The following is a 16,601-nucleotide window of genomic DNA, read 5'->3' on the forward strand; positions in this document are numbered from 1 at the left end:
TCCGCCTGGTCGGTCGTACCGGCGCAGACCCCGCCGCTGGAAGGCTGGAGGCATGAATCAGACAGCGGTAAGCGTGCGGGGGCTGCGCAAGGCGTATGGCGGCTTCGCCGCCGTCGACGGCCTCGACCTGGACATCGCCCGCGGCGAGGTCTTCGGTCTGCTCGGCCCGAACGGAGCGGGCAAGAGCACGACGGTGGAGATCCTGGAGGGCCACCGCAACCGGGACGGCGGCGAGGTCTCCGTACTCGGGGAGGACCCGGGCCGGCCGAGCCGCCGGTGGCGGTCCCGGATCGGGATCGTCTGGCAGAACGAGGTCACCCCCAGCGAGCTCACGGTCGCCGAGACCGTCCGGCACTTCGCCGGGTACTTCCCGAACCCGCGCAACCCCGACGAGGTGATCGAACTGGTGGGCCTGGCCGAGAAGGCGAAGGCGCGGGTGGCAGGGCTGTCCGGTGGTCAGCGCAGGCGCGTCGACGTCGCCCTGGGCGTGATCGGCAATCCGGAGCTGCTCTTCCTCGACGAGCCCACCACCGGCTTCGACCCGGCCGCGCGCCGCCAGTTCTGGGATCTGATCCGGCTGCTCGCCGACGGTGGTACCACGATCGTGCTCACCTCCCACTACCTCGACGAGGTCGAGGCGCTGGCCGACCGGCTCGCCGTCGTATCCAAGGGACGTGTCGTCGCCGTCGGCACCCCGGCCACGCTCGGCGGCCGCGCCCACTCCAAGGCCACCGTCTCGTGGACCGGCCCCGACGGCCGCCACGACCATCTCACCGACACCCCGGCTGCCGTGGTGCGCGAGCTGGCGAACTGCTTCGGTGGTGAGGTCCCCGAACTCACGGTCACCCGGCCGTCCCTGGAAGACGTCTATCTCAGCATGATCGAGCAGGAGGCAGCAGCATGACGCAGACGACAGCCGACGCCGGGGTCGTGACCCGAGGCGTCCCGCGCACCGAAGCCCGGCTGCCCGGCGCCTTCCGGCTCGGACTCCTGCGCGGTGGCATCGAGATCAAGCAGTTCTTCCGCGCCCGCGAGGCCGTGGTCTTCACTTTCGCCCTGCCCGCCGTGCTGATGTGCCTGTTCGCCTCGATCTTCAAGGGCAAGGTCGAGGGCACCGACATCACCGTCTCGCAGCTGTACGTCTCCGCGATGCTCGGCGCCGGCCTGATGGCGACGACCTTCCAGTCGCTGGGCATCAGCATCGCCAGCGAGCGCGACGAGGGTGTGCTGCGCCGACTGCGCGGCATGCCGATGCCGCGCAGCTCCTACTTCCTGGGCAAGTTGTGGCTGGTCCTGGTCAGCGGAATCGCCGAGACGGTCCTGCTGATCGTCGCCGGTGTCACCCTGTTCGACCTGGAACTGCCCACCGACCCCGCCAAGTGGCTGACTTTCAGCTGGGTGTTCCTGGGCGGCCTGACCGCCTGCTCCCTGCTCGGCATCGCGATGAGCAGTGTGCCGCGCACCGCCAAGAGCGCCACCGCCGTGATCACCCTGCCGTTCCTGGTCCTCCAGTTCATTTCGGGCGTCTTCATCTCCATCGACAGCATCTCCGGCTGGATGCTGAAGGTGGGTTCGTTCTTCCCGCTGAAGTGGATGTGTCAAGGTTTCCGTGGAGTCTTCCTCCCTGACCAGGCGAAGGCCCTGGAGCAGGCGGGAGACTGGGAGTACGGCCGGATCGCCCTGGTGCTGGCCGCCTGGTGCATCGGAGGACTGGTCCTGTGCCTGACGACCTTCCGCTGGAAGAGCCGACGCGACGGATGACGGCGCCCGTGGAGTACAACGCGCGGGGCGTGCACGTCTGGCAGCGGGACGCACCCAGATGGGATCTGTACTTCGGCGTCGTCCTGGTCGTCACGGAGATCTTCCTGTGGCTGTCGGACGGCCGGGGGCACACCCCGCGGATGTACGCCGCCGCACTGGTGCTGCTCGCCCTGCCGCTGTACCTCCTCCTCGGCCGCCCGGCGATGCGCAACGACCCGGAGAACTCGCCGCGGACCATGGCCTACATCTGCGGGGCCGCCGTCCTGTTCGTCCCGGCGGCGGTCCTCGACCAGGAGGCGACCATCGCGATGTTCGCGCTGGGGCCGCAGTGCTTCATGCTGCTGAGCATCCGCCGGGCGATGCTGTCGATGCTCGTGATCAACTTCATGCCACTGATCGGCTGGAGCGCCCTCTGGCACGACCAGTACCAGCGGCTGCTGCAGTTCAGCGTGCTGACGGTGCTCATCACCGCGTTCTCCCTCGCCTTCGGCGGCTGGATCCAGCGCATCGTCGACCAGAGCCGGGACCGGGCGGAGCTGATCCGGCAGCTCGACGAGAGCCGCGACGAGGTGGCGCGACTGTCCGCCGCCCACGGGGCGCTGAGCGAACGGGAAAGACTGGCCCGGGAGATCCATGACACCCTGGCCCAGGGCTTCACGAGCGTGATCATGCTCAGCCAGGCGGTGGAGTCGGAACTCGACCACGACCTCGAACAGGCGCGCCGCCACGTCGAGCTGGTCAAGGAGACGGCCCGGGAGAACCTCGCCGAGTCCCGTACCCTGGTCGCCGCGCTCAGCCCCGCCCAGCTCGACTCCGCGTCCCTGGAGGAGGCTGTGCGCCGGCTCGCCGAGCGGCTGGCCGCGGAGCTCGGTGTGGCCATCACCGTTCATGTCGAGGGCACGCCGAGGCGGCTGCCGCCGGCCGTGGAGGTGGTTGCGCTGCGCACCTGCCAGGAGGCGCTGGCCAACATCCGCAAGCACGCACATGCCCGTGAGGTCGCCGTCGCCCTTGCCTATGCCGCTGACGGTCTGGAGCTCACGATCGTCGACGACGGCCGCGGTTTCGACCCGGCGGCCCGGAGCGGGGGGTACGGGCTGCCCGGTATGCGCGCCCGCGTCTCCGAGATCGGTGGCACGGCCAAGGTGTGCAGCGCCCCGGGCGAGGGCACCGAGCTGACCATCCGGCTGCCGGTGGCCGCGAGCCCCGACGGTATTTCCGCCGACCTGGGCGAACGCCTCGAACCGGCTGGCCCGAGCCGCTCCGCAGCCCGGCCCGCGAACACCCGCACGACGCCCGCAACGGACCTGGAGACCACCCGATGATCCGCATTCTGCTCGTTGACGACCACCCTGTGGTGCGGGAGGGCCTGCGCGGGATGCTGAACGCCGAACCCGACCTCGACGTCGTCGGCGAGGCGTCCTCCGGCCCGGAGGGCGTCGTGTTCTGCGGCCGGCTGCAGCCGGACATCGTGCTGATGGACCTGCGGATGCCGGGCGGCGACGGCGTCGACGCCACCGGCGAGATCCTGGCCGCCCACCCCGGCATGCGGGTGGTCGTGCTGACCACGTACGAGACCGACCGCGACATCCTGCGTGCGGTGGAGGCGGGAGCGGTCGGCTACCTGCTCAAGGACGCCTCACGCGGGGAACTCGCCGACTCGGTGCGGGCCGCTGCCCGGGGCGAGACGGTACTCGCCCCCTCGGTTGCCGCGAAGCTCCTGTCCCGGCTGCGCGGCGGCGAGCCGGAGCGTCCGCAGCTGTCGGACCGCGAACTGGAGGTGCTCCGGCTGGTCGCCAAGGGCTACACCAACGCCGAGGTCGGGCGCCGGCTCTTCATCAGCGACACCACGGTCAAGACGCATCTGCTGCGCGCCTTCGGCAAACTCGGCGTCTCCGACCGTACCGCCGCGGTCACCCGCGCCATGCAGCACGGGCTTCTCACCCCGTAGTCCTGAACGCCCGCCCCCCGGCCCCGGGATCAGGATCCGGACGCGGCCGTCCAGCCCTGGGCCATGGCGAGCCGCGGGGCGCCGTAGTCCCCGTCCTTGAGCCGCAACGGGAGGTCGGAGCGCCCCTCGACGCTGAGCTTCCGGTAGACGCGGGTGAGATGCTGCTCCACCGTACTCACCGTTATGTACAGTTTCCGCCCTATTTCCCGGTTCGAATGCCCCACGGCAGCGAGCGCCGCGACTCGTCGCTCGGCGTCGCTGAGCGACTCGGAGCCGTCGACTGCGGTCCCGGTCTCCGGCTCGGCCGCGTTCTCGGCCGAGTCATGGGTGGACAGCAACCGCTGGCACAGCTGCTCGGCGCCGCAGTCCTGGGCGACCTGCATGGCGCGCCGCCCCATCATGCGGGCGCGGTTGAACTCCCCGAAGTGGTGGTCGGCCCGGCTGAGGTCGGCGAGCGCGCAGACCAGCTGCACCCGGTCGCCCGATTCCTGCAGCAGGTCGATGGCCTCGCGCAGCAGCAGCGGCCGTTGCTTCGGGTCCCTGGCCGCGGCCAGCACCCGCAGACTCATCCCCCGGGTACGGGGGCCGTTCGAGCCCGGCATGGCCAGCTGTTCGGTCACCAGGTCCGTGGCCGCCTCACGCCGGTTGAGGCTGAGCTGGACCTGTGCGCTGTCGCTGCGCCAGGGCACCAGCGCGGCCAGATCGAGATCCCACTCGTTCATCAGCTCGCCGCAGCGCTGGAAGTCCGCGAGCGCGGCCTGCAGCCGGTTGGTGGCCAGATAGTGGTGGCCGCGGGCGTGCAGGTACTTGAGGGCGAACCGGCTCTGGAATATGGCCTCGGGCACGACCTGCCGGACCAGCTGGGACACCTCCTCGTGCTTGCTCATCGCGGTCTGGGCGAGCATCAGCACGGCGAGCGGGTAGCCGATCGCAACACCCCAGCAGTTCGGGGAGATCAGCCGCAGCGCATCGCGGGCCCAGCGTTCGGCGGTGGGCAGATCGCCCTGGCGCAACGCGATCTCCGCACGGGCCCCGCTGAGCAGCGCCTCCCAGCTGGTCGCGCGCCGGGCCCGCGCCTCGCCGAGGAAGACGTGGCACCACGGCGCCGCCTTGTCCGGCCGGTCGGCATGGATGAGTGCGCTCAGGGCGGCCATGACCGAGGCCAGGGTGCTGTCGGAGAGGGTGCAGCCGGCGAGCACCTGCTCAGCCCATCCGATGGCCTTCTCGCTCGGTCCTTCGGTGAGGACGGAGCTGAGCGCGGCGCATGCGGTCAGGGCGGGATGACTCGGAATGGAGATCAGCCCGGCGCCCCGCTGGTCCTGCGGGAGTCGCTCGGCGCGCTGGGCGGCGGCTTTGTCCGCGAGCCGGTCGAGCACCGGTGACTGCCCCAGATACAGCCACGGTTGCAGGGTCTGGAGCTCGGCGACGATCTGCGGATCGGAGGTGCCGGCCGATTCGTGGAGCCACTCCAGGGTCTCCCGGGCTTCGTCGGTCCGGCCGCGCCAGAGCAGGAACCTGGTCACAGTGACCGCGTCCCGGGCTTCGAGGTGTCCGGCGAGGAGGGCCTGCCGAAGGGGGGCGAGGTGCCGGGCCGCGGCCGAGGGCTGGGCGCGCCACTGCAGCCGGGCGAGGGCCATGGTGAGCTGTGCCTTGTGCCGCTCGTCGGTGCAGGAGCGCTGTGCCAGTTCCAGGCATTCCAGGGCGAAGTCCACCTTGTCCTGGGTCAGTGCCTGCTCGGAGGCGTCCTGGAGGACACCGACCGCCCACTGCTCCTGGATCTGCCCCGCGGCCACGAATTGCTCGGCCACACCGATCGCGACGATACCGCTGTCATGCAGGAGCTGGGCCGCCCGCAGATGCAGCCTGACGCGGTCGTCCAGTGCCATGGTGTCCAGGACCGCGACGTTCACGGCCGGGTGCCGGAAGCGGTCCTCCTTGAGCAGCCCGGATCTGCTCAGAGTCCCTACGATCTGGGCGGCCGACTCCGGCTTCATACCGATCAGTTGACTGAGCAGCGCAGGGGTCGCCCACCCGCCCAGCATCGCCATTCCACAGGCGACCTCGATGGTGCTCCTGTCCCACCGGTACAGGCAGGTGAACACGGCCTGACGGAATGAATCCCCGGTGAGCGGCTTGCTCGACAGGGTGTCCGAGCCCCCGGACAGCCGGACCATGCCGTCTTCGGCCAGACCGCGCAGCAGGAGAGGGTTGCCGCCGCTGACGTCGTGGTAGGCAGGGGCGAGCTGCTCGGCGGTCGTCTCGTCGAGGAACTCGCCCAGCACCGCGGCGACGCCGGCTTCGGACAGCGGGCGCAGCTGGATGCGGTGGCAATTGGGCAGGCGCAGCAGTTCGGCGCGGAAGGCGGGGTGGGTGGGCTGGGAGGCGCTCCACTCGTTGAGGATCACCAGGAGTCTGCCGGAGTGCAGGCGGCGCAGCAGGAAGAGCAGGATCTGCAGCGAGGGGCCGTCCGTGTACTGGATGTCGTCGATGCCGATGACCACCGTGCGGTCGGCGGAGAGGGTCATCAGCGTCGAGAACAGGCTGCGGGCGAGGCGAGCTGCTGTCTGCCTCATGGTGACCGGTTCGTGGCCGGGGGAAGGGGTGGGGAGGGCGTCCTCCGACAGCAGCGTGTTCACCTGCTCGACGATCGGCGCGGGTAGCGCCGGATTGCAGAAGAGCTGCCCGATGACACCCAGCGGGAGGGTCCGTTCCGCGTGGGAGCTTGTCGCGGTGAGCAGAAGGGCTCCGGAGGCGACCGCTTCCTCGGCGAACTGGTGCAGCAGCTCGGTCTTGCCGCTGGCCACGGCTCCGGTGACAAGCACTACGTGCGACTTGCCCTGGTCGCACTGCTTGATGATGTCCTGAAGACGGCCCATCTCAGAACATCGTTCGACGAATGGCATCAAGCTTCCCCCGTATAAAAGCTTCAAAAACTTGACCGGTCCTGCTGATTTTTTTTACAATTCTTTAGCCGCTATTTGCATCGGCTTGAAGAGGAGTGACGTTTTTGAGAATCTATCTCAACGTCAAGCCTATTCGATTTCGCGTGCGCCTTACGCGAGGTGAACGCTCGGTGTCGCTCCCAGTGGAGCTGACGAACCGTCAAGGTGCTCTGCAGGCCGATTCAGGCCTGCTTCCACGGTGACAACAGACGTAGAGAACGCGGAAGGTGGTTGCGTGATGTATCACGCAACCACCTTTTTTTACTGGACTCCGTCCGCGCGCCGCAGGGCTTCTGACCCTGCGGCCTCGGTCAACGCTTCGCGGATGCCGCCCCGTTGCTCCGGATGAACGACGCCACGGCCGACGGCGTCGAGTGCGAGAAGATGTCGGGTAGCCGGATATGCGCTCCGGTCATCTCCTCGATACGCTGCACCAGCAGCACCCCGAGCAGTGAATGCCCGCCGTGGGTAAAGAAGTTGCTCTCGCCGGTGATGTCGCCCCGGCCGAGCACCTTCTGCCAGAGCGTGATCAGCTCGGCGACGAGCGCGTCCTCGTGATCCGCCGCAGCATTCGTTCCGGGGCCGGGAACATCGGCACGACGCCGTGCCGCGATACGGGTCAACTCCGGGTAGTCCACCTTCTGACTGGTGTTGGTCGGAAGCGCATCCAGCACGACGAATTCCTGCGGCACCGAAGACCGCGGGAGCCGCTCGGACGCGTACTCCCACAGCGCCTCGGTCACCGCCTTGCCTGCCGCCGACTCGACGAAGGCGACGAGCACCGCGTCGGCGCCGGTGTCCCCGACCAGGACCACGGCACAGGCCCGGACATCGGGATGGCCGGCGAGCACCGCCTCCAGTTCGCCGAGTTCGATCCGTACCCCGCGCAGCTTGATCTGACGGTCCGACCGCCCCAGCACCTCCAAGGTGCCGTTCGCCAGCCAGCGCGCCCGATCCCCTGTGTGGTAAAAGCGACCGAGCTCGGCGTGCTCGCTGAAGCGCTCCGCCGTCAGCTCCGGCCGGCCGTGATAGCCCGCGGCCACCCCGCCGCCGGCGATGCACAGCTCCCCGGGCACCAGCAGCGGCAGTTCGCGTCCCTCGGGGTCGGCCACGAACACCTGGGTGTCGCGAATCGGCCGTCCGGCACTGACGTGCTCCAGAGCGGGATCGTCGAGGAGTCCTGAAGTCGACCAGATCGTGGTCTCCGTCGGCCCGTAGACGTTCCGCAGGACACAGCCGGTCGCGATCAGATCCCGCGCCAGTGCGGCGGGCAGCGGTTCGCCGCCGCACAGCACGTTCCGGCCCGCGAGCTGCCCGCCGACGGCCTCCAGCACCAGCCGCCAGGTGGTCGGGGTGGCCTGCACGGTGCGGATCCGGTGCCGCTCCATCAGCGACGCCAGGACGACGCCGTCGGTGCGCGCCTCGTCAGGGGCCACCACCAGACGCCCGCCCGACACCAGCGGCAGGAACAGCTCCAGCGCCGAGATGTCGAACGTGAACGTCGTCAGCCACAGCGTGCTCTCGCCCGGCGTGGCCGCCAGCTCGTCACGAAAGTGCTCGATCAGGTTGGCCAGGTTGCCGTGGGTGAGCCGGGTGCCCTTCGGCAGCCCGGTGGAGCCCGAGGTGTAGATCAGATACGCCAGATCGTCCGCGCCGATCTCCTCGGCGCCCACCGCGGCCTCGCCGCCCGTCACGTCCTCGATGGCGGCCATCGCGGCGACGGTCACCCCGGGAGGGGCCGGGACGGTCACTCCGGGGGCGTGCAGCACCGCCCGCGCCCCCGAATCCTCGAGCTGGTACGCGACCCGGCGCTCCGGATGCTCCGGCTCGACCGGCAGATAGGCAGCGCCCGCCAGCCATACGCCGAACACCGCCGCCGCCAGCTCCGCGCTCCGCGAAGCCGCCACCGCCACCACATCGCCGGAGCCGATCCCGGTCTCCGTCAGCTGCCGCGCGGTCCGCGTGGCGGCGTCCCACACCTGCGCGTACGTCACCGCGCGCGCGCCGTCCTGCACGGCGACGGCCTCCGGCGCGGTCCGCACCCGGTCGGCGAACGCGGCCAGGACACCCGGCGCACGGCCCGCGTCCGGATGCCCGGACCGGTTCGATGCGGCGATCACCGCGCGGTCCCTCCCGGACCACACCGCAACCTCACCGACCGGCCGGTCCAGGTCCTCGGCGACCGCGAGCAGCAGCGCCTCGTACCGCTCGATCAGCAGCTCCACCTCGGCCCGGTCGAACGCCCCCGTGTGGTACGCGGTCCGGATCCGGATCCCGTCCTCGGACGGCAGGATAAAGAACTCCAGGTCGAACTTGCTGAACCCGTTCTCGACCGTCAGAAAGCGCGCCGTCATCCCGGAGAAGTCGAACGCCGGCACTTCCACTCCGGGCACGTAGTTGAACACGTGCTGGAAGAGGGTGTTACGCCACGAGCCCGCACGGTCCACCTCCAGCAGCAGCGAGTCGACCGGCACATCGGCATGCGAGATCGAGTTGAGGAAGACACTGCGGGTGGTCCGCACCAGCTTGCCGAAGCCCTCGGCCGGATCGACCCGGGAACGCAGCGGGACCACGTTCACGTGGTAGCCGATGGCCGCGGCGTCCGCGGGCCCGCGGCTGTTCACCGGGGAGCCGACGACCAGGTCGGGACCGGCGCCGTGCCGCGCCAGCAGCAGATAGTAGGCGGCGAGCAGCACGACCGCCTCCGGCGCCCGCAGATCCTTCTGCAGCCGCCGTACGACCTCCACGGCCTCGGCGGAGAGCGAACGTACCACCGTGGCACCGACCAGGTCCGGATGGTCACCGGCCTCCGAGCCCAGCCACAACTGCGGCTGCACGGTCCCGAAATCGTGCAGTTGCTTGCGCCAGAACTTCAGGCTCCGCTCGGTCGGCTCCGGATCCGAGGCGGCCGGGACCACCCCGCGCAGCGACTCCTCCGGCTCGTTCCCGGAAGTGAACGCACCGTACGCCGCCGCGAACTCCATGAACAGCGTGGTCGTCGAGATGGTGTCGAACACCAGGTGATGCAGGGCGACACAGAACACATCGCCCCGGGCGCCGTGGAACACCTGGGCACGCAGCAGCGGCTCGCCGTCCATCGCGAACGGCGCGCCCACATACGCGGTGAGCACCGCGTCGAGCCCGTCACCGCTCTGCCCGTCCTCGGGCAGCTCCGACTCGGTGAGGACGACCTTCACACCCTCGGCGTCCAGCACCCGCCTGGACAGCCCGGAGTCCGTGCCGGTGAACACCGTGCGCAGCACCTCGTGCCGACGCACCAGGAAGGTCAGCGCGTCCTGGACGACGGAGGGCAGCAGCCGGCCATCGACCTCGAAGGCAAGACAGAGATTGTTGACCCCGGCGCCGGGGACGAAGCGCTCCAGCAGCCACAGCGCTTCTTCTTTGCGGCTCGCGGCTGTCGTCATGCGGAGGCCCGGCCCAGCAGCTCGGTCACGGCCCGCGCGCACTCTTCGCTGCTCAACAGCTGGGTGTGGTGGACATCCAGCCGCAGCTCGTTGCCGACCAGGCCGCCCCGCTCGGTCGCGGACACCAAATGCAGGCCGCTGGTCGTCGTGGACGAGCTGATCGCGGTGGCCCGCTTCCAGCCCGGCCGCGGATCCAGCTGCGCCCCGGCAACCAGGTACCGGGCGAAGGAATTGAATACCTCGATCAGGCCCGCCCCGTACTTCGGATCGATCCCCGCCTTGGCGAAGCCCTCGTCGCCGATCTTGCGGTAGAGCCCGCTCACGGCGTCCAGCAGCAACTCGATGTCGTGGCCGTTCTCCGCGTACACCCGCTGCGCACCGGCGTGCATCCGGGCCGTCTCCTCCGGAGAGAAGAAGACGGAGAAGCGGTCGATGGCCCGTACGAACTGCGTGTGCAGCGTCAGAGCGGTCGGCACCTCGGGGTCGAACATGATGATCTCGGGTGCCCGGCCCTGCCATTCGGCGATCCCGTCGGTCAGGGCACCGACGAAGGCCGCCCCTGCGCAGAAGCTCAGGACGGCTCGGACCTCAAGATTGCTTTCGCGAACGCCATCGAGCCAGCGCTCCACGTACTCCCGGCCGGACACCCTTCCCTTCCCGTCAGCCGGCGGGAGGGTCTCCCAGACCGCCAGCGAGGGGTCGAGCAGCGGGGCGAAGTCGGAGAACCCGGCCTCACCCCGACCGGACATCGGGAAGTCGGCGGCCAGCACGACTTCGCCGGAGCTGCCGTTGTTATGCACTCTCCATCCATCGAGATCCTGCATAACTCCCCTTTTCTAAATCGGGCACCACTGCGTAAGAATTGAGTAGCCAGGGTATGGAGGGGGGAAGAGCGCCAGGCACCCCTAGTGCGCCCCTGATGTCCCCCTATTTACGCCCCCCTGGACCGCCATCCGCGAATTCCCGCGCTCAGGAGCCGGTAAGTGCCTGACTAGGGGGAACCCAGGGGCGCACTAGGGGTTGGTGCGCTACACAACGCCATTTACCGTTGCGACTGATTCTTTAAACGCGTTCTGAATTAGCTTCAGCAGCTTCATATGAATGCTCGGCGGTGGGGGCTTAGGTGTCGGACGGGTCAAACGAGAAGAAACTCCTCGACTACCTGAAGCGGGCGACAACTGACCTGCGGGAGGCGCGCAAGCGACTCCGTGAGGTCGAGGACCAGCACCGCGAGCCGATCGCGATCGTCGGCATGGCCTGCCGCTTCCCCGGCGGCGCCACCTCCCCCGAAGAGCTGTGGCAGCTCCTCGCGGCAGGCGGTGACGCTACCTCCGGGTTCCCCGTGAATCGCGGCTGGGATGTCGATGGGCTCTATGACCCGGACCCTGACAAGCCCGGGACGACCTATTCGGTCGAGGGCGGCTTCCTGCACGACGCGGCGGAGTTCGACGCGGACTTCTTCGGGATCTCGCCGCGTGAGGCGCTGGCGATGGACCCGCAGCAGCGACTGTTGCTGGAGACCTCGTGGGAGGCCTTCGAGCGCGCGGGGATCGACCCGGTGTCGATGCGCGGCAGCCGCACCGGCGTATTTGCAGGTGTGATGTACCACGACTACGCCGCCCGTCTCCACACCGTGCCGGCCGACGCCGACGGTTATCTCGGCAACGGCAGCGCGGGCAGTATCGCGTCCGGCCGGGTCGCCTACACCCTGGGTCTTGAGGGTCCGGCGGTGACGGTGGACACGGCGTGTTCGTCGTCGCTGGTCGCCCTGCACTGGGCGATCCAGGCGCTGCGCCAGGGCGAGTGCGAGATGGCGCTCGTCGGCGGCGTCACCGTGATGTCCACCCCCGACACCTTTGTGGAGTTCAGCCGGCAGCGCGGCCTGTCACCGGACGGCCGCTGCAAGGCGTTCGCGGCCGCGGCGGACGGCACGGGCTGGGGCGAGGGCGCCGGCATGCTGCTGGTGGAACGCCTGTCGGACGCCCGGCGCAACGGCCACCCGGTGCTGGCGGTGGTGCGCGGCTCGGCCATCAACCAGGACGGCGCCAGCAGCGCGCTCACCGCGCCGAACGGCCCCTCGCAGCAACGCGTGATCCGCCAGGCTCTGGTCAACGCCCGGCTCTCGGCCACCGAGGTCGACGTGGTCGAGGCGCACGGGACCGGTACCCGGCTGGGTGACCCGATCGAGGCGCAGGCGCTGCTGGCGACGTATGGGCAGGGCCGGGGCGAGGGGGGCGAGCCGTTGTGGCTGGGGTCGTTGAAGTCGAATCTGGGGCATACGCAGGCCGCGGCGGGTGTCGCTGGTGTGATCAAGATGGTCATGGCGATGCAGCACGGTGTGCTGCCCAAGACCCTGCATGTGGATGAGCCGTCGCCGCAGGTGGACTGGGCCGAGGGTGCGGTGGAGTTGCTGACGGAGGCCAGGGAGTGGCCGACGGAGGCGGATCGTCCGCGTCGTGCGGGTGTGTCGTCGTTCGGGATCAGTGGCACGAATGCGCATGTGATTCTGGAGCAGGCGCCGGAGGCCGAGGCTCCTGCCGCGGGTGATGTCGAGCTGCCGGTGGTGCCGTGGGTGGTGTCGGGCAAGACGCCGGAGGCGCTGGCCGAGTCGATCGAGCAGCTGCGTGAGGCCGGGGCGGACCTGAATCCGGTGGATGTCGGGTTCTCGCTGGTGACGAGCCGTTCTGCTTTCGAGCACCGGGCTGTGGTGGTCGGGTCGGAGACGGTGTCGGGCCGGGTGCTGGGTGGCAAGTTGGCGGTGTTGTTTACGGGTCAGGGTGCGCAGCGGGTTGGTATGGGCCGTGAGCTGCACGCCACCTTCCCGGTGTTCGCGGCGGCGTTTGATGAGGCGTGTGGGGCGCTGGGGCTGGATCCGGCGGTGCTGGATGAGGCCGGGCGGTTGGATCAGACGCAGTTCACGCAGGCCGCGCTGTTTGCGGTCGAGGTCGCGTTGTTCCGGTTGGTGGAGTCGTGGGGTGTGCGACCGGACTTTGTCGGTGGGCACTCCATCGGTGAGCTGGCTGCCGCGCATGTGGCGGGTGTGTTGTCGCTGGAGGATGCGGGCAGGCTGGTCGCCGCTCGTGGTCGTCTGATGCAGGCGCTGCCGGCGGGTGGGGCGATGGTGTCGCTCCGGGCGGCCGAGGACGAGGTCAGGCCGCTTCTGACTGATGGTGTGGACATCGCGGCGGTCAACGGCCCTGGGGCTGTGGTGATTTCCGGTGATGAGGTTGCCGTTCTGGCGGTGGCCGGGCAGTTTGAGAAGTCGAAGCGGCTGACGGTCTCGCACGCGTTCCACTCCTCCCGGATGGACGGGATGCTGGCGGACTTCCGGAAGATTGCGGAGTCGCTCACGTTCCGGACACCGAAGATCGCGATGACCGGTGAGGTGACGTTGCCGGAGTACTGGGTGCGTCATGTCCGTGAGGCGGTCCGTTTCGAGGACGAGGTCAAGGCCCTGCATGCTGAAGGGGTTCGTACGTTCCTGGAGTTGGGTCCGGGTGGTGTGCTGACAGCGATGGCGCAGGACTGCCTGCCCGACATCGACCCGGACACGGTTGCCTTCATCCCCGCGCTGCGCAAGAACCGTCCCGAGCCGGAGGCCGTGGTTTCCGCTCTGGGCCGGGTCCACATCACCGGGAACACGGTCGACTGGCCGGCGTTCTACGCCGGGACCGGTGCTCAGCGCGTCGACCTGCCCACGTACCCCTTCCAGCGCCAGCACTACTGGCTCGATGCCCCGTCGGCCTCGGGGAGTTCATTGCTGGATCCCGGGGTCGCGGTGCCGGAGGGGCATCTGTTCACCGGCCGGGTGTCGTTGCAGAGTCACCCCTGGCTGGCTGATCACGTTGTCGCGGGTGTCGTCCTGCTGCCCGGCGCCGCGTTCGTGGAGCTGGTGATCCGGGCGGGTGACGAGGTTGGTTGTGATCTGCTCGACGAGTTGACGTTGGAGGCGCCGCTGGTCCTGCCGGAGCAGGGCGCGGTTGAGCTGCGGGTCCTGGTCGCCGAATCGGACGAGACCGGCCGGCGCGCGCTGAGCGTGCACGCGCGGTTCGGGGACGAGGCGTGGACGCGGCACGCCTCCGGTGTGCTGGCCGTAGGCGCCCCGGCGCCGGGATCCGGGCCGGTGGAGTGGCCGCCGGCGGGTGCGCAGCCGGTGCCGGTGGACGGTCTGTACGAGGGGTTTGCTGCGGTGGGGCTGGCGTATGGGCCGGTGTTCCAGGGGCTGACGGCTGCCTGGCGCAGGGGTGATGAGGTTTTCGCCGAGGTCGCTCTGCCCGAGGATGCGGACAGCGAGGCGTTCGGGCTGCATCCGGCGCTGCTGGACTCCGCCCTGCACGCCATCGGGCTGGCCGGCGGTGCGGACACCGAACAGGCCGAGCTGCCGTTCGCCTGGAGCGGGGTCTCGCTGCACGCGACAGGAGCCGCGGCACTCCGGGTGACGGTTTCACCGACGGACAACGGAGCTTCGCTCTCGCTCGCGGACGCCACCGGCGCCCCGGTCGCCTCCGTCGCCTCCCTCGTGCTGCGGCCGGTCGACGGCGAGCAGCTGCGCCGGTCCCGCTCGCAGGCCGGGGATGCGTTGTACTCGCTCGACTGGGTGCCCGTGGCGCTGCCCGACGCGGCGGCCGGCGTCCCGGACTTCGAGCTGCTGTCCTTCATGCCGTCCGGCGAGGGCGACGGCGGTGACGTGGTTGCGGCCGCGCACGCCGCCGCACACAAGCTGCTGTCCTCGGTGCAGAGCTGGCTGGCCGACGACCGGTCCGCCACGTCGACCCTGGTGGTCCTCACCGAGGGTGCCGTGGCCGCCGGACCTGCCGAGCACGGCAGCATGGATCTGGAGCACGCCGCGGTGTGGGGCATGGTGCGTTCGGCGCAGGCGGAGAACCCCGGCCGTATCGTCCTGGCCGACGTGGACACCGACCCGGAGTCCCGGGCGGCCCTGCCGCGCGCGCTGGCCTCCGGCGAACTGGAGTTGGCGCTCCGGCACGGGGCAGCGCTGGCGCCGCGCCTGTCGAAGACGCTGCTGACGGTGCCCGACCGGCCCGTCGACTGGCGTGCTGCGGACGGCACGGTCCTGGTGACGGGCGGCACCGGTGGTCTGGGTGCGCTGGTGGCTCGTCATCTGGTGGCTGAGCATGGTGTGCGGCGTTTGTTGCTGACCAGTCGCCGGGGCGTGGATGCCCCTGGTGCGGTCGAGTTGCGGGCCGAACTGGCGGGGCTGGGTGCCGAGGTGACGGTGGCGGCCTGTGATGTGGCGGACCGGGATGCGTTGGCCTTGTTGTTGGCCGAGCATCCGGTCACGGGTGTGGTGCATACCGCCGGTGTGCTGGACGACGGTGTCGTCGGTGCGCTGACCCCGGAGCGGCTGGACGTGGTGTTCCGGCCGAAGGTGGATGCCGCGTGGCATCTGCACGAGCTGACCCGGGACCTGAACCTCACGGCCTTTGTGCTGTTCTCCTCCGCGGCCGGCGTGCTGGGCAGCGCCGGTCAGGCCAACTACGCGGGTGCGAACACCTTCCTGGACGCGCTCGCCCAGCACCGGCGCGCGGCCGGGCTGCCCGCCGTCTCCCTGGCCTGGGGTGCCTGGGCGCGGACCGGTGGCATGCTCGGTGAGCTGTCCGCGGCCGACGCCAAGCGGATGACCCGCGAGGGGTATGTGCCGCTGTCCGACGAGGACGGGCTGGCCCTGTTCGACGCGGCCGTCGGCGGCGCGGGGACCGGTGCCGACGACGCGGGTGCCGCGCTGCTGGTGCCTCTGCGCCTCAACCGCGCCGCGCTGGCCGCCGCCCCGGCGGGCGTGCCGGACAAGCTCCGGGGCCTGCTGCGCACCTCGGTCCGGCGCGCGGCGAACACCGGTCCGGAGAACGGCGGCGCGCTGCACCAGCGCCTGCTGCGGCTGTCGGACGCCGAGCGCGAGGCGCTGCTGCTGGACCTGGTGCGTACCCAGGTGGCGGCAGTGCTGGGTTACGCCGGACCGGGCGACGTCGCGCCGGGCCGGCCGTTCCAGGAGCTGGGCTTCGACTCGCTGACCGCACTGGAACTGCGCAACCGGCTGGGAGTGGCTGCCGGGCTGCGGCTGCCCGCGACCCTGGTGTTCGACTACCCGACGCCCTCGGCCCTGGCCGACCACCTGCGTACCGAGATCCTCGGCGAAGACCGAGTCCTGGCGGCAGCCGTGGCACCGGCACCGGCCGTCGACGACGATCCGATCGCGATTGTGGGGATGAGCTGTCGGTTCCCGGGCGGGGTGTCGTCGCCGGAGGAGCTGTGGGACCTGCTGTCCGCGGGCGGGGACGCGATCACGGACTTCCCCGTGAACCGGGACTGGGACATCGACGGTCTCTACGACCCCGACCCCGACAAGCCCGGCAAGACCTACTGCCGCTCGGGCGGCTTCCTGCACAACGCCGCCGACTTCGACCCGACGTTCTTCGGGATTTCGCCGCGTGAGGCGGTGGCGATCGATCCTCAGCATCGTTTGTTGTTGGAGGCGTCGTGGGAGGTGTTGGAGCGTGCGGGGATTGA

General features: G+C 69.9%; 8 protein-coding genes. 5 read left to right on the plus strand and 3 right to left on the minus strand.

Annotated features, from left to right (window positions below; all coding sequences use genetic code 11):
- The first annotated feature begins 52 nt into the window (after window positions 1-52).
- Genes ACFT7S_RS28600 through ACFT7S_RS28615 form a run of 4 tightly spaced genes read left to right on the plus strand, consistent with a single transcriptional unit; the run spans window position 53 to window position 3,709 of the window.
- A complete protein-coding gene (locus tag ACFT7S_RS28600; RefSeq protein ID WP_382736731.1) occupies window positions 53-904 on the plus strand; it encodes an ABC transporter ATP-binding protein in 852 nt (283 codons plus the stop codon).
- Window positions 901-1,761 carry an ABC transporter permease gene (locus tag ACFT7S_RS28605; protein ID WP_382736733.1) on the plus strand — a complete coding sequence of 287 codons (861 nt, stop codon included), beginning with the start codon at window positions 901-903 and terminating at the stop codon, window positions 1,759-1,761. The genes ACFT7S_RS28600 and ACFT7S_RS28605 overlap by 4 nt, the downstream gene beginning before the upstream one ends.
- Window positions 1,719-3,083 (plus strand): sensor histidine kinase, encoded by a 1,365-nt coding sequence (locus ACFT7S_RS28610; protein WP_382736735.1) that lies wholly within the window; start codon window positions 1,719-1,721, stop codon window positions 3,081-3,083. Before ACFT7S_RS28605 ends, ACFT7S_RS28610 begins: the two co-directional genes overlap by 43 nt.
- Window positions 3,080-3,709, plus strand: a complete 630-nt coding sequence (locus tag ACFT7S_RS28615; protein ID WP_382736737.1) for a response regulator — start codon at window positions 3,080-3,082, stop codon at window positions 3,707-3,709. The genes ACFT7S_RS28610 and ACFT7S_RS28615 overlap by 4 nt, the downstream gene beginning before the upstream one ends.
- Window positions 3,710-3,738: 29 nt before the next feature.
- Here ACFT7S_RS28615 and ACFT7S_RS28620 read toward each other — a convergent pair whose 3' ends face one another.
- From ACFT7S_RS28620 to ACFT7S_RS28630, 3 genes are all read right to left on the minus strand, one after another.
- A complete protein-coding gene (locus ACFT7S_RS28620) occupies window positions 3,739-6,612 on the minus strand; it encodes an AAA family ATPase (RefSeq protein WP_382736739.1) in 2,874 nt (957 codons plus the stop codon).
- Between the two features lie 350 nt (window positions 6,613-6,962).
- Window positions 6,963-10,076, minus strand: a complete 3,114-nt coding sequence (locus ACFT7S_RS28625) for an amino acid adenylation domain-containing protein (protein ID WP_382736741.1) — start codon at window positions 10,074-10,076, stop codon at window positions 6,963-6,965.
- Complete coding sequence (locus ACFT7S_RS28630; protein ID WP_382736743.1) at window positions 10,073-10,876, minus strand: hypothetical protein; 804 nt, start codon at window positions 10,874-10,876, stop codon at window positions 10,073-10,075. The genes ACFT7S_RS28625 and ACFT7S_RS28630 overlap by 4 nt, the downstream gene beginning before the upstream one ends.
- A 323-nt stretch (window positions 10,877-11,199) precedes the next feature.
- Here ACFT7S_RS28630 and ACFT7S_RS28635 point away from each other — a divergent pair.
- Window positions 11,200-16,601: SDR family NAD(P)-dependent oxidoreductase (locus tag ACFT7S_RS28635; RefSeq protein WP_382736745.1), on the plus strand; the 5,402-nt coding region annotated here is incomplete at its 3' end.

It is taken from the genome of Streptomyces sp. NPDC057136 (genome assembly GCF_042670885.1).
GTDB lineage: Bacteria > Actinomycetota > Actinomycetes > Streptomycetales > Streptomycetaceae > Streptomyces.

Excerpts from the sequence above, each read along its gene's own strand:
- ACFT7S_RS28615 (WP_382736737.1), top strand. The coding sequence starts at position 3,080 with ATGATCCGCATTCTGCTCGTTGACGACCACCCTGTGGTGCGGGAGGGC.
- ACFT7S_RS28625 (WP_382736741.1), bottom strand. The coding sequence starts at position 10,076 with ATGACGACAGCCGCGAGCCGCAAAGAAGAAGCGCTGTGGCTGCTGGAG.
- ACFT7S_RS28600 (WP_382736731.1), top strand. The coding sequence starts at position 53 with ATGAATCAGACAGCGGTAAGCGTGCGGGGGCTGCGCAAGGCGTATGGC.
- ACFT7S_RS28605 (WP_382736733.1), top strand. The coding sequence starts at position 901 with ATGACGCAGACGACAGCCGACGCCGGGGTCGTGACCCGAGGCGTCCCG.
- ACFT7S_RS28620 (WP_382736739.1), bottom strand. The coding sequence starts at position 6,612 with ATGCCATTCGTCGAACGATGTTCTGAGATGGGCCGTCTTCAGGACATC.